Consider the following 23127-nt stretch of genomic DNA (forward strand, 5'->3'; position numbering starts at 1 on the left):
AGGTGCATGTTCCTTCCTTAGATCAACACTGACTTCCAGACACCGAAGTATGGAAGAGGAAGGAACGGACAACCTATATCGTAAGGCCGAGTGGAGGTTCTGCGCAGTGGGCAACCCGGCATGGATGGCCGATGGCGGCGGGCCCACGGAGCAGGACCGGAGCGAGGGCATGCCGAGCCTAGGCGAGGCACCGAACGAAAGGGGCAAGAGCCCTTGGTTACTTGGGGCTTTTCCAAGTGACCCGCCGTAAGGGCGGAACCAATAGCAGTCATCACCGAAGTAACGGATGTGTGCACCATCAAAGAGCCCACTCAACCAGACTTCACGACTTCTTCCTCAGGTAAACGCTCAGGCTCAGGATTCAACTCATCCCACAACTCCGCCGCCCCCGGAAACTCAGTGCCATCCTCAGCGCCCAACTCATCCGGGTCATAACGACTCAAACACCCCTCCCCCAAAGTAGCGGGTGCCCTGGAAGTCGCTTTATCGAGTGGATCAGCCATGAACATATCCTCAAGTCAGAAACAACAAAGGGCCTGAAGCGATTGAACGCCCAGGCCCTTCGAATTTCAACCGTGCCGTATGACTATCAGAACACCACGGTTTTATTGCCATGCACCAACACCCGGTCTTCCAGGTGATAACGCAGACCACGGGCCAATACCATCTTCTCGACATCGCGCCCGAAACGCACCATGTCTTCGATACTGTCGCTGTGGCTAACCCGCACCACGTCCTGCTCGATGATCGGACCGGCGTCCAGCTCTTCGGTCACATAGTGGCAAGTAGCGCCAATCAACTTCACACCCCGCAACGATGCCTGATGATACGGCTTGGCCCCCACGAACGATGGCAGGAAGCTGTGGTGAATGTTGATCACCTTGTGGGCATATTCGCTGCACAACTCCGGCGGCAGGATTTGCATGTAGCGGGCAAGTACCACCACCTCGGCATCGTGCTGTTTGACCAGGCGCGAGACTTCGGCGAAGGCCGGCTCTTTGTCCTGCGGATTGACCGGGACGTGGTAGTAAGGAATACCGTGCCACTCGACCATGCTGCGCAAATCGTCATGGTTGGAAATCACGCAGGAAATTTCGCAATCCAGTTCATCGCTGTGCCAGCGATGCAGCAAGTCGGCCAGGCAGTGCGACTCACGACTGGCCATCAATACCACGCGTTTCTTCTGCTCGGTATCGGTGATGCGCCAGTTCATCGAGAACTCTTCGGCAATCGGTGCAAACGCTTCGCGAAACGCCTCGATACCGAAAGGCAGCGAATCGGCACGAATTTCGTGACGCATGAAGAACCAGCCACTGAGATTATCCGAGTGATGGCTCGCTTCAGTGATCCAGCCGTTATGTGACGCCAGAAAGTTACTGACTTTAGCAACGATGCCGACGCGGTCCGGGCAAGCAATCACCAGCCGAAAAGTGCGCATGAGGGGGAAACTCCAGAACTTCGCAAAGGCCGCCATTCTAGCGATTGCGCAGCAAAACTGCAGTATTGATGACGTCTCGCGTTGCACGAAGGTCGGCGACGCCGGTTTCTGGCGGTACGCGCTGCCCGCGCGTTGGTGCTCTTAAGCCAATCTTCAAGAGCGTAATTGTGAATATTCGTGATGACTGCATGACACTTTATTTAACTGCACATCCAATTTATGCCCGACCCATCGCAACTAAATTAAATAAACTCCGGTTTAATGTTTACTTGATGAAACACCCTGACTATTATTGCCGCACTGTCACCTGCCATCCAGCGCCCAACATAAGGTAGTCCTCATGTCCTTGATCAACGAATACCGCGCCACCGAAGAAGCTATCAAAGAGCTGCAAGCCCGTTTGAAGAACCTGTCCCAAGACGACAAACTGCAAACCGAGCTGGAATTCGAAGGCAAACTGCGCACCCTGATGGGCGAATACTCCAAGTCCCTGCGTGACATCATCGCGCTGCTGGATCCAGAGTCTAAATCCAAAGCTCCACGCGGCGGCGCAGTAAAAACTACTGGCACCAAGCGTGCTCGTAAAGTTAAACAATACAAAAACCCGCACAACGGCGAAGTCATCGAAACCAAAGGTGGCAACCACAAGACTCTGAAAGAGTGGAAAGCCAAGTGGGGCGGTGACGTGGTTGAAGGTTGGGCTACTCTGCTGGGCTAAGCCGCAGAGCTTGTCAAAGACTTGTCCGCGACAAAAAATAACGCCAGCAGCTGCTGGCGTTTTTTTATGCCCGACATTCAGGCAACGGTATTTTCGTTTTCAAAGATTTAAACGTTTGCGTAATCCCTGGACATAATCCTGCCATTGATCAAGCACCTCTCGCTGAAACGATGTAGCAGCAACCGTCAATTGGGCTGCAGCCTCTACAAAAGTTTCAAGGGTATTGGGTGCCCCACACTCGGGATCTGTCAAACGTTGCTGACAGAATATTCGCCAGCGTTCTTGCTCTTCGAAACTCAACGTATCGGGGAAGTTACGTGCGCGATATCGAAACAATAATTCAGGCAAACGCTCATCATCGAACGGCCATTGCTCTTGTGCTAATTGCGCAGGGTCGGCCGCTCTGACTTGCTCGCAAAGACGCCGATCCCGATCACCGATAAAACCTGCGTATAACTGTTGCTCGGGGTCTTGGCTTGAGGAAAAGTCCTCGCTCGCATAAATGGCCTGAACTTTATCTCGCCAAACTTTTTGTGCGTCACTTAGCCGCAGCGCGCGTTCCTGATAAAGCGCCATATCGAGCCCCAGGCGTTGCTGATCTTCAGGACGAAGTACCGACAACGGTGCCACCACCGGGCATTTGTTGATATGGATGAGCTTCAGTGGCACCGGCAACTCGCCATCGGCCAGGTCATCGCGACGGGTATACAGCCGTTGGCGCAAGGTTTCGGCATCCAGATCGAGCAAACCCTGAGGGTCCAGGTGCAGGTCACAGACAATCAACGCATTCTTGTTGCGCGGGTGCCAGGCCAGTGGCAGCACCACACCGACATAATGGCGCGCCGCCGAAAAGCGCCCGGAAATATGCACCATCGGCTGCAACAGTCGAATCTGATCCATCACCTTTTGTTTACCGCGCAATTGAAACAGCCAGTCATACAGTTTCGGCTGCTTTTGCCGAATCAGGCGCGCCAGGGCGATGGTCGCGCGAACGTCCGACAGCGCTTCGTGGGCATTGCCGTGATCAATGCCATTGGCGGCGGTCAGGCGTTCAAGTTTGAGCGTCCCCCGCCCCTCTTCATCCGTCGGCCAAACGATGCCATCGGGGCGCAACGCATAGGCCGCGCGCACCACATCGATCAGGTCCCAACGGCTGTTGCCGCCCTGCCACTCGCGCGCATAAGGGTCGAAAAAGTTGCGGTACAGGCTGTAGCGGGTCATCTCGTCGTCGAAACGCAACGTGTTGTACCCCGCGCCACAGGTGCCGGGCGCCGCGAGTTGGGCATGCACGCGAGTCATGAAATCGGCCTCACCCAGGCCTTGGTCGGCCAGAACGCCGGGCGTAATACCGGTGATTGCGCAGGCCGCCGGATGAGGCAGGATATCCTCACTGGGCTGGCAGTAGAGATTGACCGGCTGGTCTATTTCATTGAGATCGAAGTCGGTGCGCAGTCCCGCCATTTGTAGCGGGCGGTCGCAACGGGGGTTGATGCCAGTGGTTTCATAGTCGTACCAGAAGATGGAGGTCACAGGCTATTCCTGAACTGAAGATCGGCGAAGTCTAGGCGTTCACATCCCGCCCCGGCCAGTAGTCTTGTCATTCAAACACCTCTGGCTACTCACCGTGCAATACATAGTTATGTCGTTTTTCCCCGAGAGGCTGCTAGCATCGAACGGACAGAGTATCCCGATCAGGCCACATCATCAGGTAGCCCATGCTCGCGACCACAGCACTGCCAAGGAAAGCAACGCTGTCCCCGCCACTGGATACGCGGTATCAGGTCGAAACGCCGGAAGGCATCGACTTGCCACTGCGCCCTGCCGGGTTGATGGTTCGTGCGCTGGCGTTCTCCATCGACCTGGGGTTGCGCGGGCTGATTCTCGGCCTGCTGTTTATTGCCCTGGCCTTCCTCGGGAAGCTCGGGGCCGGGCTGGGTTCGATCCTGCTGTTCGCGGTGAGCTGGTGGTACATGGTGCTGTTCGAAGTGCTCAATCAGGGGCGCTCGCCCGGCAAACAATGGATGGGTTTACGGGTGGTGCAGGACGATGGCACGCCGATCGGCTGGTCCGCTTCGCTGCTGCGCAACCTGCTGCGATTTGTCGACATGCTGCCGTTCGGCTATTTCCTCGGGGCCATCAGTTGCCTGCAACATCCCAGTTTCAAGCGCCTCGGTGACCTGGCCGCCGGTACGCTGGTGATCTACCGCGAACAACCGCTCACGCGTCCGCAACTGCCCGACGCTCAACCTCTGCGTCCGGCTTTTACCCTGACACTCACCGAACAGCGGGCCATCCTCGGGTTTGCCGAACGCCAGGGCGAGCTCTCCGAGGCACGGGTCAGAGAGCTCGCATCCATCCTCGCTGAACCGCTGCAGGTTCCCCCTCCACTGGCAGTCGCCGAACTCAATGGCATCGCCCGCGGCTTGTTGGGCCCCGCATGAAGCAAAGTCTTTTCGAGAATCGCCACAAGGCCGAATGGGAGCAATTTGCCCTCCTGCTTGAACGGCTGGAACAGGGCAAGGACGCCTCGCAAGCCGGCCATTTTCCAAGTGACTATCGTCGTCTGTGCCAACACCTGGCGCTCGCCCGGGAGCGCGGTTACAGCAGCTTTCTGATCGACTCGCTACAACAACAGGTTCTGCGCGGGCACCAACAGCTTTATCGGCATCGCAGCCGATTGGGTGCCAACGTGCTGGGCTTCATCCTTGCCGACTTCCCGCGACTGGTGCGCGAGCAGTGGCGTTTCGTGCTTGCCGCCAGCCTGATGTTTTTTGGCAGCCTGATCGGCTTCGCGCTGCTGGTCTACCTGTTCCCGGACCTGGTCTACAACGTGATCCCGGTCGAGCAGGTCAGCGAAATGCAGGGCATGTACGACCCTGAAGCCGGGCACCTCGGGCGTTCGGTAGAACGGGCAGCCAGTGAAGACTGGGTAATGTTCGGTTACTACATCATGCACAACATCGGCATTGCCTTTCAGACCTTCGCCAGCGGCTTGCTGTTTGGCCTGGGCAGCGCGTTTTTCCTGCTCTTCAACGGCTTGATGATCGGCGCGGTCGCCGGGCACCTAACGCACATCGGCTTCGGGCAGACCTTCTGGTCATTCGTGATCGGCCACGGCGCCTTCGAACTGAGCGCCATCGCCCTCGCGGGGGCCGCCGGCCTGCAACTGGGATGGGCATTGATCGCACCGGGACGCCTGCGCCGCGCCGAAGCCTTGCGATTGGCGGCGCGCAAGAGCGTGCTGCTGATTTGCGGAGTCATGCTGTTTCTGCTGATTGCGGCGTTTATCGAAGCCTACTGGTCGTCCATGACCGGACCTGCGCCCATGACCAAATTCCTGGTCGGCGCGATGCTTTGGTTGTTGGTGATTGCCTATTTGCTGTTTGCCGGACGAACCCGCCATGCGCCTGAGTGACGCCAGTGTCGTCATCCGTCCGCGCCCGACCTGGGAAGCCATGGACCTGGGCGTGCTGCTGAGTCAGCGGCACCGACGCTTGCTGATGACCAGTTGGGCCATCGTGACCTTGCCGGTTTTCGCCCTGCTCAGCGTGATGCTGTGGGATTCACCGTCCCTCGCCGTGTTCATCTTCTGGTGGCTGAAACCGGCGTTCGACCGCCTGCCGCTGTACATCCTGTCCAAAGTCATGTTCGGTGAAACACCCACGTTGAAGCAGGCGTTGCTTGAATGGCTGCGCCTGCTCAGGCCGCAACTGCTGGCCAGCCTGACCTGGCGACGATTGAGCCCGAGCCGCAGTTTTCTGATGCCGGTGGTGCAGCTCGAAGGCCTGAGTGGCGAGGCGCGACAACAGCGTTTGCAGGTGTTGTTGCAGCGTGACGCCGGTGCCTCGCGATGGCTGACGATCATCGGCGTGCACCTGGAAAGCGCGTTGTGGATTGGCTTGATGGTGCTGTTCTATTTGCTCTTGCCGCAACAGGTCGAACTCGACTGGAGCTGGCAGACCCTGATCACCGCCGCCACACAAGACTGGCGCTGGCTGGAACACCTGACCAACGCCTTCTACGCACTGGTGCTGGTGGTATGGGAACCGATTTACGTGGCCTGCGGCTTCAGCCTTTATCTGAACCGCCGCACGGTGCTGGAAGCCTGGGATATCGAACTGGTGTTCCGCCGCCTGCGCCAACGCTTGAGCGGTGCCGCCATCGCCCTGCTGCTGGCGACGTTCCTGCTGACGCCCCCGGTGCAAACCGCCTGGGCCGTCGAGCCGGTCATTTCACCCGATAGCCCGCGTCTGCTGGACCAGCCACTGACCAGCCAGGCGTCCCGGGACAGCATCAAGGCAATCCTCGAGCAGCCACCATTCAAGAACAAGGAGACAGTCACGCGCTATCGTTTTGGCGACGAACAACCGACTGGCGAAACGGCGGACGACAGCCAGACTCCCGAATGGCTGAAGGCGCTGTCAAAGCTCTTGGACAGCCAACGTTTCGACGTATTGGCCACGCTGATCGAGGTGCTGCTGTGGAGCACGGTGATGGGTGGCCTAGGGTTATTGATCTGGTATTACCGAGACGGGTTGCACGCCCTCGTCAGCCGTCGACCGGCCCTGCACCGAAAAATCGCGCGACCGTTACCGCAGCAGGCGTTCGGCCTGGACCTCAACCGCGAACCCCTGCCGGCCGACATCGCCGCCAGCGCCGAAAGCCTCTGGCAGTCCAACCCTCGCGAGGCGCTCGGATTGCTCTATCGCGCCCTGCTCAGCCACTTGCTGCATGACTTCAATATTGCGCTGAAAGCCGCCGACACCGAAGGCCAGGTGCTGGCGCGCGTCGAGCAACTGCAGCAACCGGCCTTGCTGGCCTTCAGCAAAAACCTGACCGGGCACTGGCAGAACATGGCCTATGGGCATCGCCTGCCACCCGCGCATCTGCAACAGGAACTCTGCGACGCCTGGCGTGCCTTGTTCGGCCCGGGAGCTGCCCGATGAACCGGCAGAGGTGGCTGGCGGCCGGCGTGTTGACTGCCGTGCTGTTGGGCGCGCTGAGTGTTTATCTGTACCTCAAGGCCACGCCCTATCAGGCAGAGATCGATCACGGCCCCTCTCCCGAAGCCCTGGCCAATCCCTACCTGGCCGCCGAGCACTTTCTGCGCAAACAGGGGCTGAACGTCAGCCATGCCAACAGCCTGGATATCCTGCCCACCCTGGAGCCGCATCAACACAGTCTGTTGTTGCTTGGGGACCGCTACAACATGACACCACGACAGATTGATCAAGTGATGAACTGGACCCGCGCCGGCGGGCGTGTATTGTTTGTTGCCCAATCGCTGTGGGATGAAAAGACCGGCCAGAGTAATGACCTGCTGCTCGACCGGGTGCAGCTGCACCAGTCGCTGAGTAAAGACCTGAGGGACCCGCCACCCGACATCCTCGATGATCCCTACCCCAAACTGACCAAGCTGTACCTTGAAGATGAAAACGCGCCGGCCTACGCCAGCTTCGATACCGCGTTCCATCTCGAAGACCCGAAAAACCTCGCCCAATCCTGGGCCAACAGCGGCAAGGCCACGCACATGATGCAGCTGAACCACGGGCTCGGTTCAATCATCGTGGTCACCGACGCCGACCTGTGGAAAAACCCGGCCATCACTCTATACGACAACGCCTGGCTGCTTTGGTACTTGACCGCCGACACAAAGGTCACGCTGCTGTTCAACATCCATTACGACAGCCTGTTGTCTTTGCTGCTGCGCTATTTTCCGCAGGCGTTGGTCGCGCTACTCGCCCTGATCGGCCTTGGATTTTGGCGTGTCGGCGTGCGCCATGGCCCTGTGCTGGAGCCGGCCCCAAGGGCCCGTCGGCAACTTCAGGAACACCTGCGCGCCAGTGCCGATTTCATGTTGCGCCGCAAGGGCCAGGGCAACCTGCTGCACGCCTTGCAACAAGACATCCTGCGTCGCGTGCGGCGGCGTCATCCAGGCTTTGAACAACTCGGCGTTGCCGAACAATGGCTGGTGCTCGCACGCCTGACCGGCCAACCCACACGCGCAATCAGCCAGGCCATGAGCCCGCGACCGAAGCAGCGGCTTTCCAGCGTTGAATTCAGCCGGCTGGTCGCCCACCTGCAAACCTTGAGGAACGCCTTATGAGTGAGATCGAGCCCGGCGCACCGAGCCATGCCGCGCAGCAACGTCAGCGCGCCAGTCAACTGGCCCAGGCCGTTCGCCTTGAATTGCAAAAAGCACTGATCGGCCAGGACACGGTCATCGACGACGTTCTCACGGCATTGATCGCCGGTGGCCACGTGCTGCTCGAAGGCGTGCCGGGGCTGGGCAAGACGTTGCTGGTGCGAGCCTTGGCGCGCTGCTTCGGCGGCGAATTCGCACGCATCCAGTTCACCCCCGACCTGATGCCCAGCGATGTCACGGGGCACGCGGTGTACGACTTGCAGACCGAGCAATTCAAACTGCGTAAAGGACCGTTGTTCACCAATCTGTTGCTGGCCGACGAAATCAACCGCGCACCGGCAAAGACCCAGGCGGCTCTGCTCGAAGCCATGCAGGAACGCCAGGTCACCCTCGAAGGCCGCGCCCTGCCGATCGTGCAACCGTTCATGGTGCTCGCCACGCAAAACCCTATCGAACAGGAAGGCACCTATCCCCTGCCGGAAGCCGAACTTGACCGCTTCATGCTCAAGGTCCGCATGGACTACCCCGACGCCGAGCAGGAGGTGAACATGGTTCGTCAGGTCAGCCGCTCGACCCGGGCCGACATGCTCGACGTGCAACCGCTGCGCACCGTGTTGCAGGCCAAGGATGTACTGGCCCTGCAACGCATCGCCAGTGATTTGCCGCTGGACGATCAAGTCCTCGACTACGCCGTGCGCCTGGCCCGCACCACCCGCAGCTGGCCAGGCCTGACCCTTGGCGCCGGGCCTCGGGCGTCCATCGCCCTGGTGCGCTGTGCCCGCGCGCGAGCCTTGTTGCGCGGTGGTGAATTCGTGATTCCCGATGACATCAAAGGCTGCGCGCTGGCGGTGTTGCGCCATCGTGTGCGCATTGCGCCAGAGCTGGATATCGAAGGGCTGGAAGTCGATCAGGTACTGCGCCAGCTGCTCGATCAAGTGCCGGCGCCGCGCCTGTGAAACCGTCGCGCCTGCTGTTGATCTGGCTCGCTTCGCTGCTGGCCATCGGCATCGCGCTGGGCACATTAAGGGCACTCGACATCCCGCTTCCATCGAACCTTGTGTCGATCAATTGGGGGCTGCTCCTGGCGCTACTTGCGTTGGCGATACTCGACGCCATTCGCCTCAAACGCCTGCCTTCTCCCCGCGTCCAACGACAGATGCCGGGCAGCCTGGCGCTCGGTCGCTGGGGCGAAGTGCGGCTGCAGGTCGAACATGATTTCCAGCAGCCACTGAACATAGAGATCTTTGACCATGTACCGGAGGGCCTGAGCTTCGAAAACCTGCCACTGTCGGTCGAGCTTCAGCCCGGTCAACACAGCCAGATCAACTATCGCCTGCGTCCGCTCAAGCGTGGCCACTTCAGCTTCGAGTGCTGCGAAATCAACCTGCCGAGCCCACTGGGCCTGTGGTCCGACAAACGCCTGTCAGATGTGACCGGCAATACCCGCGTCTACCCCGACTTCGCCCGCCGCTACGGCGGGCAGCTGCTGGCGGTGGACAACTGGCTCAGCCAACTCGGCGTGCGCCAACAGCAGCGACGCGGCCTGGGCCTGGAGTTTCATCAGCTACGGGAGTTTCGTGAAGGCGACAGCCTGCGCCAGATCGACTGGAAAGCCACCGCCCGCCAGCGCACGCCGATTGCCCGGGAGTATCAGGACGAGCGTGATCAGCAGATTATTTTCATGCTCGATTGCGGCCGGCACATGCGCAGCCAGGATGGTGAACTGGCGCACTTCGATCACGCGCTCAATGCCTGTCTGCTGCTCAGTTACGTCGCGCTACGCCAGGGCGATGCCGTGGGCTTGAGCACCTTTGCGGTCGAACAACCGCGCTACCTCGCCCCGGTAAAAGGCGCCGGGCAACTCAACGTATTGCTCAACACCGTCTACGACCTGAAAAGCACTCAACGCAGCGCCGACTATCAGGCCGCAGCCACTCAACTGCTGGCGCGACAGAAACGCCGGGCTCTGGTGGTGCTGGTGACCAACCTGCGGGACGAAGACGACGATGAACTGCTCACCGCCGTTAAACGCCTGGGCAAACAGCATCGGGTGCTGGTGGCCAGTCTGCGCGAAGACGTGCTCGACAAGCTGCGTCAGACAGCGGTGCAAACGTTGCCTGAGGCACTGACCTATTGCGGGACGGTGGATTATTTGAATGCACGGGCCGCAGTCCATGAACGATTGAATGCTCATGGCGTAGCCGTGCTGGATGCAACCACCCATGAGCTGGGCGCTACGCTGGTGACGCGCTATCTGGAATGGAAAAAGGCCGGGGTGTTTTAAATCAGGATCAAAAGATCGCAGCCTGCGGCAGCTCCTACAGTGACCGCGTTTTGATCCTGTAGGAGCTGCCGCAGGCTGCGATCTTTTGCTGTATCAGGCAGAAGCAGGCAATGGCTGAAAACTGAAATACTGCTTCAGCGCCTCCACCAATTGCCCATATTCCGGGGGTGCCTGTTGCAGGCTGAACCCGGCGTCATAGTGGTGGGGAGTTGCGTCTTCATGGCACCACAGGCAACACGCCCGCAGATCGATGACCTGCAGGATGCCGTCGCTGGCCGGGATTTTCAGGCGCAAATCGAAATCGGCGCCGATCATCATCGGCAATTGGCTGATCAGCATCAATCCGTCTTCAGAAACGTTGCCCAGAAAGCCGATGGGTTTGTCGGTGACGCTGTTGAACACTCTCAGAAAATACGGCAGTTGATGCCGCTCGATCCGGCGGTCGGTAAACATGCTGAATTCGCTATGCAAGGCCCTTAAGCAGGGCCGCACTAATGCTTTCGGAACGAGCCTGCATCAACGATGCGGGCCGCTCTCCCCGATCCCGGTGCGACAGTCCAACAAACCGCCGCCGCTTACTTCTGCCGATATCAGGTGTTACCTCGGTTTAGAAAAAACACTCTAAAAACGATTTATTCGACTATAGCTCACCACCGCCGGTCGGCCAGCTTATGAATGGCAAGGGCAATCAGAACCGGGTCGGGCGCACGACCGCCGCGCTGCGCAACGGGTAGTGGCCCAATGACTGCAAGGTTTCCAGGCGCGCACGGGCGCGGTAGGCGTATTCGCTTTGCGGGTACGAGGCGATGATGAATTGGTAGGTTTGCGCCGCATCGACAAACAGTTTCTGCCGCTCCAGGCACAAACCGCGCAGCATCGACACTTCCGGCCATACATAAGGCCGCGCACGGCTGGCGCGTTCGACTTTGGACAGTTCGAGCGTCACCTGCTCGCAATTGCCACGATCGTATGCGCTGTAGGCATTGTTCAAATGATGGTTCATCGAGAAACGGGTGCAGCCCGTGACACTGAGGGCCAGGGCGGCAATGAGCACAAATCGCATGAGGGTTCTCCTGTCTTGAGCTCTGTATCGACCCGTTGGCGGAAATCTTCAGGAATGTTCATTTCAAAGAAACAACGAATAAGTAGTGCACACGAACAATGACTACAACTTCGGACCATAGTAGCCTCACTCAGCGCTTGAACTCAGGAGTCTATGCATGTCCGTCCGTCGCACCAAAATCGTCGCTACCCTTGGCCCGGCCAGTAACTCGCCGGAAGTTCTCGAACAGCTGATTCTGGCTGGCCTGGACGTCGCCCGCCTGAACTTCTCCCACGGCACCCCCGACGAGCACAAGGCTCGCGCGAAGCTGGTGCGTGACCTCGCTGCCAAGCACGGCCGTTTCGTCGCCCTGCTGGGTGACCTGCAAGGCCCGAAAATCCGTATCGCCAAATTCGCCAACAAGAAGATCGAGCTGAAGATCGGTGATCAATTCACCTTCTCCACCAGCCATCCTCTGACCGAAGGCAACCAGCAAGTGGTCGGCATCGACTACCCGGACCTGGTCAAAGACTGCGGCGTGGGCGACGAGCTGCTGCTCGACGACGGTCGCGTAGTGATGCGCGTTGATACCGCCACGGCTACCGAACTGAATTGCACCGTACTGATCGGCGGCCCACTGTCGGACCACAAAGGCATCAACCGTCGCGGTGGCGGCCTGACTGCTCCGGCCCTGACCGAGAAAGACAAGGCCGACATCAAGCTCGCTGCTGAAATGGAAGTCGACTACCTCGCCGTGTCCTTCCCGCGCGACGCCGCCGACATGGAATACGCCCGTCAACTGCGCGACGAGGCCGGCGGTACTGCCTGGCTGGTGGCGAAGATCGAACGCGCCGAAGCCGTGGCTGACGATGACACCCTCGATGCGCTGATCAATGCCTCCGACGCGGTGATGGTTGCCCGTGGTGACCTCGGTGTGGAAATCGGCGACGCCGAGCTGGTGGGCATTCAGAAGAAAATCATTCTGCACGCACGCCGCCATAACAAGGCCGTGATCGTCGCGACCCAGATGATGGAGTCGATGATCCAGAACCCGATGCCGACCCGCGCCGAAGTGTCCGACGTAGCCAACGCCGTGCTCGACTACACCGACGCCGTGATGCTCTCGGCTGAAAGTGCTGCCGGCCTGTACCCGCTGGAAGCCGTGCAAGCCATGGCGCGCATCTGCATCGGCGCTGAAAAGCACCCGACCAGCAAGACCTCCAGCCACCGCATCGGCAAGGTCTTCGAAAGCTGCGACCAGTCCATCGCCCTGGCGGCCATGTACACCGCCAACCACTTCCCGGGCGTGAAGGCGATCATCGCGTTGACCGAAAGTGGCTACACGCCACTGATCATGTCGCGCATCCGCTCCTCGGTGCCGATCTACGCGTTCTCCCCGCACCGCGAAACCCAGGCGCGCGCCGCCATGTTCCGTGGTGTCTACACCGTACCGTTCGACCCGGCATCGTTGCCGCCTGAGCAAGTCAGCCAGGCCGCAATCGACGAGTTGCTCAAGCGCGGCGTTGTAGAAAAAGGCGACTGGGTCATCCTGACCAAGGGCGACAGCTACCACACCATCGGTGGCACCAACGGGATGAAAATCCTGCACGTTGGCGACCCGATGGTCTGAGTGACCGGCCGCTGAAAAACAAAAGCCCCGCCATGTGAATGGCGGGGCTTTTGTTTTTCTGGTCCAGACAATGTGTTGTTTGGGCGGGCCTCTTCGCTGGCAAGCCAGCTCCTACAAGGACCGCGTTGTATCTGTAGGAGCTGGCTTGCCAGCGAAAAGGCCCGCCCAGCCAGCGAAAATTCAATGCTTGCCGATAAACCCCGACAACGCCGCAATCGCTTCCGGCGAGCGCAGCCGCTGGGTGAACAACGCAGCCTCTGCTTCGATGGCCTTGCGCAGCGGCTCGCGGTCCGGGGCCTTCATCAACTGCTTGCTGATGCGCACCGCCTCCGCTGGCAGTGTCTCGAAACGCAACGCCATCTCCCGCGCCTTGGCCAACGCCGCTTCGCCACTGCCCAACGCTTCGGTGGCGATGCCCCACGCGGCCGCCTGTTCACCACTGAAACCTTCGCCGAGCAGCAACAATTCCGCCGCTTTGGCGTGCCCGAGCAGGCGCGGCAAGATCAAGCTGGAACCGAACTCCGGGCAAAGCCCAAGATTGACGAACGGCATGCGCAACCGCGCATCGCGACTGACATACACCAGATCACAATGCAGCAGCAGCGTCGTGCCAATGCCCACCGCGGCGCCGGCCACGGCAGCGATCACCGGTTTGCGGCATTCAAGCAGCGTGAGCATGAACTGAAACACCGGGCTATCGAGGTCGCTCGGTGGTTGTTGAAGGAAATCGGCGATGTCGTTGCCCGCGGTGAAGCACTCGCTTGAACCGGTGATCAGCACTGCGTTGATTTCGGGGTCGGTGTCCGCCTGCTTCAACGCTTCGGCCAGATGGCTGTACATGGCGCGGGTCAGGGCGTTTTTCTTGTCGGGGCGGTTCAGGCGCAGGGTCAGCAGGCCCCGTTCGCGCTCAACAGTGATGGCATCGGTCATGGCAGGTCTCGCGTCTGAAAAGTCAGCGCTCAACCGCGAGGCAGGAAGACATCGGCCAGCAGTTGATTGCGCGGCAGCCCCGCCAGGTACAGGCGCCGGGCAAAGGCGTCGACGCTGTCGGGGGCCCCGCAGAGTAAGGCTTGGGTTTGTCGGGAAACAAGCCGCAGTTGTGCCAAAACATCTGGTAGCTCGGCCGGGGTCCACAGCTCAATGCTCAGGTTGGGGCGGCTCGCGGCCATGGCTTGCAGCGGTTTGGCCAGATAATGCTCATCGGCATCGTGGGCCAGGTGAATGACCCGGATGGCACCCTGGTGATCCTGGCGCAGCGCTTCGCGCAAGACGCCAAACAAGGGGCCCAACCCGGTGCCCGCCGCCATCAGCCAGAGCGGTCGGGTGTGCCAGTCCGCGTCGTAATGCAAGGCACCGCCGCGCAACTCGCCGAGGCGGATCGAATCGCCGATCTTGAATTGCCGGGCCGCATCGCTGAACGCCCCCGATTGGCGGCAATCGAGATGGAATTCCAGAAATCGGTCGTCGCCCGGCAGGCTGGCCAGGGAATACGGCCGGGCAACGAGGTCCGCCCACAACACCAGATGTTGCCCGGCGCTGTAGCGCAACGGACGCTGCGGGGTCAGGCGCAAACGCAACACATTGGCGCTCAGCCAATCGACGGCAGCCACTTCGGCCGGGCGACCATCCTGTTGCGGGTCGAAAGTATGTACCTGCAAATCCTCGACCACCTGACACTGGCATGCCAGGCGCCAGCCTTGCTGACGCTGTTCGGCGCTCAAGGCATCGGGGCGGTTGTCGCTTGGCAGCCCTGGCACACACTGCACCAGGCACGCATGGCAACTGCCGGCGCGACAACTGTAGGGCACCGATACGCCGTTCTGATTCAGTGCATCGAGCAGGTTGCTGCCCGCCGCCACCGACCATTGGCGCTCGCCGACGCGCAACTCAGGCATCGACGTTCTCCCACGCCGCCGCGCAACGATTGCGGCCGTCACGCTTGGCCCGATAGAGCGCCTGATCGGCCCGCTGCAAGGCTTCGTCGAGGTCGTCGCCCAATTCCAGCAACGTCATGCCCGCCGACAAACTGAGGTGACTGACATTCAGGCCGATCAGCTCGACATCGGTGAAGGCAATCCGCAGCCGCTCGCAGCACGAGGTCAGGCGTTCGGGGTTGCAGTCGGGCAACAGCACCACGAATTCTTCACCGCCGTAGCGGGCCAGAACATCACCCTCACGCAAGCAAGCGGTGGCCACGGCGGCAAAGGCTTGCAGCACCTGATCGCCGGCGGCATGGCCGTGCACATCGTTGATGCGTTTGAAATGGTCGAGGTCAATCAGCGCCAGGCCATGCACGACACCGGCGTCCATGGCGTTGAGTTCGCGCGAGGCCAGGCGCAGGAAATGCCGGCGGTTGAACAGCCCGGTCAGCTCGTCGGTGGCGACCAGGTCTTCGAGCTGGCGCATCATCCCGCGCAGCGTGTCCTGATGCGCCTGTAAAGCAAACCGCCGCTGACGCATGCGTTGTCGCGAAGCCTGAACGTAACGGGCATACAGTTCCAGCCAGACCAGCACGATAAACAGCACGCACACCTGCAACGCCGCCAGCGCCGGGTCGAGCAACTGGAAGTGGTAGCCCTCCCACAGCGTGATCGCGCTGAAACTGAAGAACACCATCAATGCACAACGCAGGAAGGCCCGGCGCGACAGGTGGAACAGGCCGAACAATAGAATCAGCACGTAGAACACCAGAAACGCGCCGCGGGCTTCGTCGAGGTTGGCGATCAGCCAGGTTTGCCAACCCAGGCCCATCAACACCTGGATTTCGGTCAGGCTGGGGTCGGAAAAGCGTAAATTGCAGCCGCTGTAAAACACGGCAAACAAGGCGCCCTGGCTGATGACTACCAGCGCACTGCCGACGGCCACGCTGGCCAGCGGTTGATCGTAATGCCCGGTAAAAAACGCCAGCCACAGTAGCAGCAAGGCCAGGGCGTAGGTGCCGGCGGCGAGGGCAAAGCGTTTGAGCAAAAGGCGCTGGATAGCGTTATGGGTCAATCGTTGACTCACCGTGCGAAAGGAGACCGTCAGAGTGTCCTACTCTACAGGTCGGATGCCACTTTAGTGGCGCGACCGATAAATGACCATTCAATTTTCGGGACGAAGATCTGGCGGCAAGCCGTGATCTGTCACCCTTGTAGGAGCTGGCTTGCCAGCGAAGGCGTCTTCACAGGCGAAACAGTTGTTGCCTGACCCACCGCCTTCGCTGGCAAGCCAGCTCCTACAGGGGTTTATGTGCAGCTATGCGACCAACGATTGATTGCCGGCGGGTGTGTACGGCACCGAGGCGCGTTATACTGCCGCGCCTTTTTAGCGTCGCGCCAGCATGCCCGGCGTGCCTTGAAAGGTGCTTGCAACCGACCGATGCACCCAAGCTGCAAGCACCTTATTGAATGTTCCCGTCTTTTAGAGGAGCGCGACTCATGACCGTGATCAAGCAAGACGACCTGATTCAGAGCGTTGCCGACGCCCTGCAATTCATTTCCTATTACCACCCCGTTGACTTCATCCAGGCGATGCACGAGGCCTACCTGCGTGAAGAATCGCCGGCAGCCCGCGATTCGATGGCGCAAATCCTGATCAACTCGCGCATGTGCGCCACCGGCCACCGCCCGATCTGCCAGGACACCGGCATCGTGACAGTGTTCGTTCGCGTGGGCATGGACGTGCGTTGGGATGGCGCCACCATGGGCCTGGACGACATGATCAACGAAGGCGTGCGCCGGGCTTACAACCTGCCGGAAAACGTCCTGCGTGCCTCGATCCTCGCCGACCCGGCGGGCGCTCGCAAGAACACCAAGGACAACACCCCGGCCGTTATCCACTACTCCATCGTTCCGGGTAATACCGTGGAAGGGGACGTGGCAGCCAAGGGCGGCGGTTCCGAGAACAAGTCGAAAATGGCCATGCTCAACCCGTCCGACTCGATCGTCGACTGGGTTTTGAAAACCGTTCCGACCATGGGCGCCGGCTGGTGCCCACCAGGCATGCTCGGCATCGGCATCGGCGGCACCGCCGAGAAAGCGGCGGTCATGGCCAAGGAAGTGTTGATGGAATCCATCGACATTCACGAGCTGAAAAAGCGCGGCCCGTCCAACCGTATCGAAGAGATGCGCCTGGAGCTGTTCGAGAAGGTCAACCAACTGGGCATCGGCGCCCAGGGCCTGGGTGGCCTGACCACCGTGCTCGACGTGAAGATCATGGATTACCCGACCCACGCCGCTTCGTTGCCGGTGTGCATGATCCCGAACTGCGCCGCCACCCGTCACGCGCATTTCGTGCTCGACGGTTCCGGCCCGGCGTCGCTGGAAGCGCCACCGCTGGCCGCCTACCCGGAAATCGTCTGGGAAGCCGGTCCATCGGCACGCCGTGTCAACCTCGACACCCTGACCCCGGAAGACGTGCAGAGCTGGAAGCCGGGCGAAACCGTCCTGCTCAACGGCAAGATGCTCACCGGTCGCGACGCCGCGCACAAGCGCATGGTCGAGATGCTGAACAAGGGTGAAACCCTGCCGGTGGACCTCAAGGGTCGTTTCATCTACTACGTCGGCCCGGTTGATCCGGTGCGCGAAGAAGTGGTGGGCCCTGCCGGCCCGACCACCGCGACGCGGATGGACAAGTTCACCCGTCAGATCCTCGAGCAAACCGGCCTGTTGGGCATGATCGGCAAATCCGAGCGCGGCCCGACCGCGATCGAAGCGATCAAGGACCACAAAGCCGTTTACCTGATGGCTGTCGGCGGCGCGGCTTACCTGGTGGCGCAAGCCATCAAGAAATCCCGCGTGGTGGCTTTCGCCGAACTGGGCATGGAAGCGATCTACGAGTTCGACGTCAAAGACATGCCCGTCACTGTTGCAGTCGACAGTAAAGGCGAGTCGGTCCACATCACCGGTCCTGCCATCTGGCAGAAAAAGATCAGTGATAGCCTGGCGGTGGAAGTGCAGTAAGCGCTTCGACTGATTCAGCAAAGGCGACAGGGGAATTCTCCTGTCGCCTTTTTTATTGCACCCTATTCCCCTGTAGGAGCGAGCTTGCTCGCGATGGAGTGTCAGTCGACACCTGTTTAGCTGACACACCTTCGCGAGCAAGCTCGCTCCTACAGAGGGACATGTTATCGTGCGGCCCCCTGTAATCATTGTGTTATGCCCCGCATGTTCGAGTCTTCCCGCCCTCTGCGCCTGACGCTGTACACCTTGCTCATCCTGGCCGGCACCGCCATCGCAGCCACCCTGGCCATGCGTCACGCCGAGCGCCAGGCCCTGGTGGAAGACGCCGCCCGCGCCAATCAGCAATTGGCGCTGTACGCCACATCGCTGCACACCTTGATCGAACGCTACCGCGCCCTGCCCGCCGTGCTGGCACTGGACCCGCAATTGCGCTCGGCGCTCAACGGCCCGGTGACGCCCGAACAACAGGATGCACTGAACCGCAAACTGGAAAAGATCAACGGCGTCGCCGAGTCCTCGACCCTCGAACTGCTCGATCACACCGGCCTCGCCGTGGCCGCGAGCAACTGGCGTTTGCCCAGCAGTTACGTCGGCCACAACTATGGTTTTCGCCCCTATTTCAGCCAGACCCGCACCCAAGGCACCGGGCGTTTTTACGCTGTGGGGGTGACCAGCGGGATCCCGGGTTACTTCCTCTCCAGCGCCGTCACCAACGACGATGGCCAGTTTCTCGGCGCGATGGTGGTGAAGCTGGAATTCCCTGAACTCGAACGCGAATGGCGCCAGGGCAGCGACACGCTGCTGGTCAGCGATGCCCGCGGGATCATCTTCATCGCCAACCAGCCGGGCTGGCGCTATCGCCTGTTGAAACCGCTGAACGACAGCGATCACGCCGAACTCAAGGTCACCCGCCAATACGACAAGCAGCCGCTGACGCTGCTGGACTATCAGTCGCTGCGACGTTTCGACGACAACAGTGACCTGGCGCGAGTCGATGGCCCTGATGGCAAGGCCGATTACCTGTGGGAATCCCTGCCACTGGCCGCCGAAGGCTGGACGCTGCACCTGTTGCGCCGCCCGCAAGTGGCGTTTGAAGACAGCCGCAATGCCGCGCTCGCCGCTGCCGGTGTGTGGTTGACGCTGGTGTTCCTGCTGCTGTTTCTCAACCAGCGCTGGCGTCTGGCGAAAATGCGCCAGCGCAGCCGCGAAGAACTCGAACAACTGGTGGAAGAACGCACCCGCGACTTGCGCACGGCCCAGGACGGCCTGGTGCAATCGGCCAAACTCGCCGCGCTGGGCCAGATGTCTGCCGCACTGGCCCATGAAATCAACCAGCCGCTGACCGCCCAGCGCATGCAGCTGGCGACCTTGCGCTTGTTGCTCGACCACGGTCGGATCGATGACGCCTACAAGGCGCTCAAACCGGTGGATGACATGCTGACGCGCATGGCCGCCCTCACCGGTCACCTGAAAACCTTCGCCCGCAAAAGCCCCAGCGGTTTGCGTGAACGCCTGGACCTGGCGGCCGTGGTCGACCAATCATTGCAACTGCTCGACACCCGGCTGCGCGACGAACAGGTCAGCACGGTGCTGCATCTGACGCGCCCGGCCTGGGTGCGTGGCGATGCGATTCGTCTGGAACAGGTACTGATCAATTTGCTGCGCAATGCCCTCGATGCAATGCACGACAAACCCTGCAAACGCCTGGAGATTCGTCTCGAAGCCGACGAGCAACTGTGGCGCCTGACCGTTGCCGATAACGGCGGCGGCATTGCCGAAGAAAATCTGTCGAAGGTCTTCGATCCGTTTTTCACCACCAAACCGGTGGGTGATGGCCTGGGCATCGGGCTGGCGGTATCGTTCGCCATTGTTCACGAATCGGGCGGTCGCCTGAGTGTGGAAAATCAGGGCAACGGCGCGGCATTCACCCTCACCCTGCCGATCGATCTGGAGGCTCATGGCTCATGCTGAATTCAGTGATGGTGGTCGACGACGAAAGCAGCATCCGCAGCGCCGTTGAACAATGGCTGAGCCTGTCGGGTTTCGAGGTGCAGCTGTTCAGCCGCGCCGATGAGTGCCTGGCGCAGTTGCCTGGGCACTTCCCCGGGGTAATTCTCAGCGACGTACGCATGCCCGGCATGACGGGTCTGCAATTGCTCGCCGAAGTTCAGCGTCGCGATCCCGACTTGCCGGTGATCCTGCTGACTGGCCACGGTGATGTGCCGATGGCCGTCGACGCCATGCGCGATGGCGCCTACGACTTCCTCGAAAAGCCTTTCAGCCCTGAAACGCTGTTGGGCAGCCTGCGTCGAGCGCTGGAAAAACGCCAGCTGGTGTTGGAAAACCGCGCACTGCACGAACAGGCGGATAACCGCAGCAAACTGGATGCGACGCTGCTGGGCGTGTCCCGTGGCATGCAGACGCTGCGCCGGCAGGTGCTGGATTTGGCAGCGCTACCGGTCAACGTGCTGATCCGCGGGGAAACCGGCAGCGGTAAGGAACTGGTTGCCCGTTGCCTGCATGACTTCGGGCCCCGCGCCGACAAGCCCTTTGTGGCATTGAACTGCGCGGCGATCCCCGAGCAGTTGTTCGAAGCCGAGTTGTTCGGCCATGAGAGCGGTGCGTTCACCGGCGCTTCCGGCAAACGCATCGGCAAGCTCGAATACGCCGATGGCGGCACACTGTTTCTCGATGAAATCGAAAGCATGCCCCTGGCCCAGCAGGTGAAATTGCTGCGGGTGTTGCAGGAGCAGAAGCTGGAGCGGTTGGGTTCCAATCAGAGCATCCGTGTGGACTTGCGGATCATTGCCGCGACCAAACCGGATTTGCTGGATGAAGCACGGGCCGGACGTTTTCGTGAGGATCTGGCTTATCGGTTGAACGTGGCTGAGTTGCGCCTGCCACCGTTGCGCGAGCGTCGCGAAGACATTCCGTTGTTGTTCGAGACATTCGCGCAGAATGCCGCCGAGCGTTTGGGACGGACGTTTCCGCCGCTGAGCGGCGCGCAGTTGAGCCATCTGCTGAGCCACGACTGGCCGGGCAATGTGCGCGAACTGGCGAACGTTGCCGAGCGTCAGGTGTTGGGGCTGGGCGAACCTGTACCGGCGGGCATCGATCCTGGGCAGTCGCTGGCGGCCCAGCAGGAAGCGTTTGAAGCACACTGCTTGCGCGCGGCGTTGACCCGGCATAAAGGCGATGTGAAAGCGGTGCTTGAAGAGCTGCAACTGCCGCGCCGGACCTTCAATGAAAAGCTGCAGCGGCATGGCCTGACACGCGAGATGTTCCTCTAACGGCCTACGCAAAACCTGTAGGAGCTGGCTTGCCTGCGATGGTCGTCAACGATGACGCGTCTCGGCGGGTAAAACGCGGTGATGCGGGATCCTTCGCTGGCAAGCCAGCTCCTACAGGATTGTGGGTGTGCGCGGAAATCCGCTTGCCACCCGGCCAGCAATAAGCGGATTTCCGCTCAATAAACCGCCCTCCCCCCTCTAAACCGGCCCTCCTTCGATTGGCACAGCTCCTGCTATAGCCCAGGCAGGCTGCGTTTGAACGCGCTCCACAAAAACAATTAAACGAAGGATCCTTCAATGGATAACTCCAATACCCTGCCGCTTGGGTCGGCTGCCGTGCCGGCCAAAGCAAGAACCACGTCCAGCCGCATCAAATCGATCTTCAGTGGCTCGGTCGGCAACATGGTCGAGTGGTATGACTGGTACGTCTATGCCGCCTTCTCCCTGTACTTCGCCAAGGCCTTTTTCCCTAAAGGCGACACCACCGCACAACTGCTGAACACCGCCGCGATCTTCGCCGTGGGCTTCCTGATGCGTCCGATCGGCGGCTGGCTGATGGGCCTGTATGCCGACAAAGTCGGGCGCAAAAAGGCGTTGATGGCGTCGGTGTACCTGATGTGCTTCGGCTCCCTGCTGATCGCCCTTAGCCCCGGTTACGAAACCATCGGTATCGGCGCGCCGATCCTGCTGGTGTTCGCACGGTTGCTGCAGGGTCTGTCGGTCGGTGGCGAATACGGCACCTCGGCAACTTACCTCAGCGAGATGGCGACCAAGGAACGTCGTGGCTTCTTCTCCAGTTTCCAGTACGTGACCCTGATCTCCGGCCAGCTCATCGCGCTGGGTGTGCTGATCGTGCTGCAAAACGTGCTGACCACCGAAGAGCTGTATGCCTGGGGCTGGCGTATCCCGTTCGCCATCGGCGCCCTGTGTGCCGTCGTCGCGCTCTACCTGCGTCGTGGCATGGAAGAAACCGAGTCGTTCACCAAGAAAGCCAAGGCCAAGGAAAGCGCCATGCGCACCTTGATGCGCCATCCGAAGGAACTGATGACCGTGGTCGGCCTGACCATGGGCGGCACCCTGGCGTTCTACACCTACACCACGTACATGCAGAAATACCTGGTGAACACCGTCGGCATGAGCATCTCCGATTCCACCACCATTTCCGCCGCCACGCTGTTCCTGTTCATGTGCCTGCAACCGCTGGTGGGCGGGCTGTCGGACAAGATCGGTCGTCGGCCAATCCTGATTGCCTTCGGTATTCTGGGGACGCTGTTCACCGTGCCGATCCTCACCACCCTCCACACCATCACCACCTGGTGGGGCGCGTTCTTCCTGATCATGGCGGCGCTGATCATCGTCAGCGGCTACACCTCGATCAACGCGGTGGTGAAAGCCGAACTGTTCCCGACCGAAATCCGCGCACTGGGCGTTGGTTTGCCGTACGCGCTGACGGTATCGATCTTCGGCGGCACCGCTGAATACATCGCGCTGTGGTTCAAGAGCATCGGCATGGAAACCGGTTACTACTGGTATGTCACTGCCTGTATTGCCGTGTCGTTGCTGGTCTATGTGACCATGAAAGACACCCGCAAGCATTCGCGGATCGAGACCGACTGACAGCAAGATTGATGGTGGCT

Annotated in this window: 20 protein-coding genes; 12 read left to right on the top strand and 8 right to left on the bottom strand. The window is 60.5% G+C overall.

The annotated features are described in order from the left end of the window. Nucleotides 1–311 precede the first annotated feature (311 nt). On the bottom strand, nucleotides 312–503 hold the full coding sequence (locus AEQ67_RS02055; protein WP_059402224.1) for a hypothetical protein: 192 nt from the start codon (nucleotides 501–503) through the stop codon (nucleotides 312–314). Nucleotides 504–589: 86 nt separating this feature from the next. Then, nucleotides 590–1438 carry a formyltetrahydrofolate deformylase gene (gene purU, locus AEQ67_RS02060; protein WP_059402225.1) on the bottom strand — a complete coding sequence of 283 codons (849 nt, stop codon included), beginning with the start codon at nucleotides 1436–1438 and terminating at the stop codon, nucleotides 590–592. 340 nt (nucleotides 1439–1778) lie between these two features. Here purU and mvaT point away from each other — a divergent pair, with 340 nt between their 5' ends. After that, nucleotides 1779–2156 carry a histone-like nucleoid-structuring protein MvaT gene (gene mvaT / locus AEQ67_RS02065; protein WP_007945872.1) on the top strand — a complete coding sequence of 126 codons (378 nt, stop codon included), beginning with the start codon at nucleotides 1779–1781 and terminating at the stop codon, nucleotides 2154–2156. A gap of 99 nt (nucleotides 2157–2255) precedes the next feature. On the opposite strand, the gene sbcB is transcribed toward mvaT, so the two are convergent. Continuing rightward, on the bottom strand, nucleotides 2256–3686 hold the full coding sequence (gene sbcB, locus AEQ67_RS02070; RefSeq protein ID WP_059402226.1) for an exodeoxyribonuclease I: 1431 nt from the start codon (nucleotides 3684–3686) through the stop codon (nucleotides 2256–2258). 185 nt (nucleotides 3687–3871) lie between these two features. Between sbcB and AEQ67_RS02075 the strand changes: the two genes are divergently transcribed. From AEQ67_RS02075 to AEQ67_RS02100, 6 genes are read left to right on the top strand one after another with little or no spacing between them, the layout of a single operon-like run. Continuing rightward, on the top strand, nucleotides 3872–4597 hold the full coding sequence (locus tag AEQ67_RS02075; protein WP_059402227.1) for an RDD family protein: 726 nt from the start codon (nucleotides 3872–3874) through the stop codon (nucleotides 4595–4597). After that, complete coding sequence (locus AEQ67_RS02080) at nucleotides 4594–5571, top strand: stage II sporulation protein M (protein WP_059402268.1); 978 nt, start codon at nucleotides 4594–4596, stop codon at nucleotides 5569–5571. Before AEQ67_RS02075 ends, AEQ67_RS02080 begins: the two co-directional genes overlap by 4 nt. After that, entirely contained in the window at nucleotides 5558–7102 is a 1545-nt protein-coding gene (locus AEQ67_RS02085; protein ID WP_059402228.1) for a DUF4129 domain-containing protein, read from the top strand. The genes AEQ67_RS02080 and AEQ67_RS02085 overlap by 14 nt, the downstream gene beginning before the upstream one ends. Next, the gene (locus AEQ67_RS02090) at nucleotides 7099–8262 is read left to right on the top strand and encodes a DUF4350 domain-containing protein (protein ID WP_059402229.1); all 1164 of its coding nucleotides are present in this window, start codon (nucleotides 7099–7101) and stop codon (nucleotides 8260–8262) included. Before AEQ67_RS02085 ends, AEQ67_RS02090 begins: the two co-directional genes overlap by 4 nt. Next, a complete protein-coding gene (locus tag AEQ67_RS02095) occupies nucleotides 8259–9257 on the top strand; it encodes an AAA family ATPase (protein WP_059402230.1) in 999 nt (332 codons plus the stop codon). Before AEQ67_RS02090 ends, AEQ67_RS02095 begins: the two co-directional genes overlap by 4 nt. Next, a complete protein-coding gene (locus AEQ67_RS02100) occupies nucleotides 9254–10585 on the top strand; it encodes a DUF58 domain-containing protein (RefSeq protein WP_059402231.1) in 1332 nt (443 codons plus the stop codon). Before AEQ67_RS02095 ends, AEQ67_RS02100 begins: the two co-directional genes overlap by 4 nt. 93 nt (nucleotides 10586–10678) lie before the next feature. Here the strand turns inward: AEQ67_RS02100 and AEQ67_RS02105 are convergent, their stop codons facing one another. Continuing rightward, entirely contained in the window at nucleotides 10679–11038 is a 360-nt protein-coding gene (locus tag AEQ67_RS02105; RefSeq protein WP_059402232.1) for a PilZ domain-containing protein, read from the bottom strand. A gap of 235 nt (nucleotides 11039–11273) precedes the next feature. Continuing rightward, nucleotides 11274–11648 carry a tetratricopeptide repeat protein gene (locus tag AEQ67_RS02110; RefSeq protein WP_059402233.1) on the bottom strand — a complete coding sequence of 125 codons (375 nt, stop codon included), beginning with the start codon at nucleotides 11646–11648 and terminating at the stop codon, nucleotides 11274–11276. Between the two features lie 157 nt (nucleotides 11649–11805). Here AEQ67_RS02110 and pyk point away from each other — a divergent pair, with 157 nt between their 5' ends. Then, nucleotides 11806–13257 (top strand): pyruvate kinase, encoded by a 1452-nt coding sequence (gene pyk / locus AEQ67_RS02115; RefSeq protein WP_059402234.1) that lies wholly within the window; start codon nucleotides 11806–11808, stop codon nucleotides 13255–13257. A gap of 180 nt (nucleotides 13258–13437) precedes the next feature. On the opposite strand, the gene AEQ67_RS02120 is transcribed toward pyk, so the two are convergent. Genes AEQ67_RS02120 through AEQ67_RS02130 form a run of 3 tightly spaced genes read right to left on the bottom strand, consistent with a single transcriptional unit; the run spans nucleotide 13438 to nucleotide 16251 of the window. Next, the gene (locus AEQ67_RS02120; RefSeq protein WP_059402235.1) at nucleotides 13438–14187 is read right to left on the bottom strand and encodes an enoyl-CoA hydratase-related protein; all 750 of its coding nucleotides are present in this window, start codon (nucleotides 14185–14187) and stop codon (nucleotides 13438–13440) included. Nucleotides 14188–14216: 29 nt separating this feature from the next. After that, the gene (locus AEQ67_RS02125; RefSeq protein WP_059402236.1) at nucleotides 14217–15152 is read right to left on the bottom strand and encodes an iron-sulfur-binding ferredoxin reductase; all 936 of its coding nucleotides are present in this window, start codon (nucleotides 15150–15152) and stop codon (nucleotides 14217–14219) included. Then, complete coding sequence (locus AEQ67_RS02130; protein WP_059402237.1) at nucleotides 15145–16251, bottom strand: GGDEF domain-containing protein; 1107 nt, start codon at nucleotides 16249–16251, stop codon at nucleotides 15145–15147. The genes AEQ67_RS02125 and AEQ67_RS02130 overlap by 8 nt, the downstream gene beginning before the upstream one ends. Before the next feature lie 425 nt (nucleotides 16252–16676). Here AEQ67_RS02130 and AEQ67_RS02135 point away from each other — a divergent pair, with 425 nt between their 5' ends. From AEQ67_RS02135 to AEQ67_RS02150, 4 genes are all read left to right on the top strand, one after another. Next, a complete protein-coding gene (locus tag AEQ67_RS02135) occupies nucleotides 16677–18200 on the top strand; it encodes a fumarate hydratase (protein WP_059402238.1) in 1524 nt (507 codons plus the stop codon). Between the two features lie 204 nt (nucleotides 18201–18404). After that, nucleotides 18405–20171, top strand: a complete 1767-nt coding sequence (locus tag AEQ67_RS02140; RefSeq protein WP_059402239.1) for a sensor histidine kinase — start codon at nucleotides 18405–18407, stop codon at nucleotides 20169–20171. Beyond that, complete coding sequence (locus tag AEQ67_RS02145; protein WP_059402240.1) at nucleotides 20165–21490, top strand: sigma-54-dependent transcriptional regulator; 1326 nt, start codon at nucleotides 20165–20167, stop codon at nucleotides 21488–21490. The genes AEQ67_RS02140 and AEQ67_RS02145 overlap by 7 nt, the downstream gene beginning before the upstream one ends. Nucleotides 21491–21787: 297 nt before the next feature. Further along, on the top strand, nucleotides 21788–23107 hold the full coding sequence (locus AEQ67_RS02150) for an MFS transporter (protein ID WP_059402241.1): 1320 nt from the start codon (nucleotides 21788–21790) through the stop codon (nucleotides 23105–23107). Nucleotides 23108–23127 lie beyond the last annotated feature (20 nt).

Origin of the sequence: Pseudomonas sp. RIT-PI-q (assembly GCF_001297125.1) — a bacterium.
Classification (GTDB): Bacteria; Pseudomonadota; Gammaproteobacteria; order Pseudomonadales; family Pseudomonadaceae; genus Aquipseudomonas.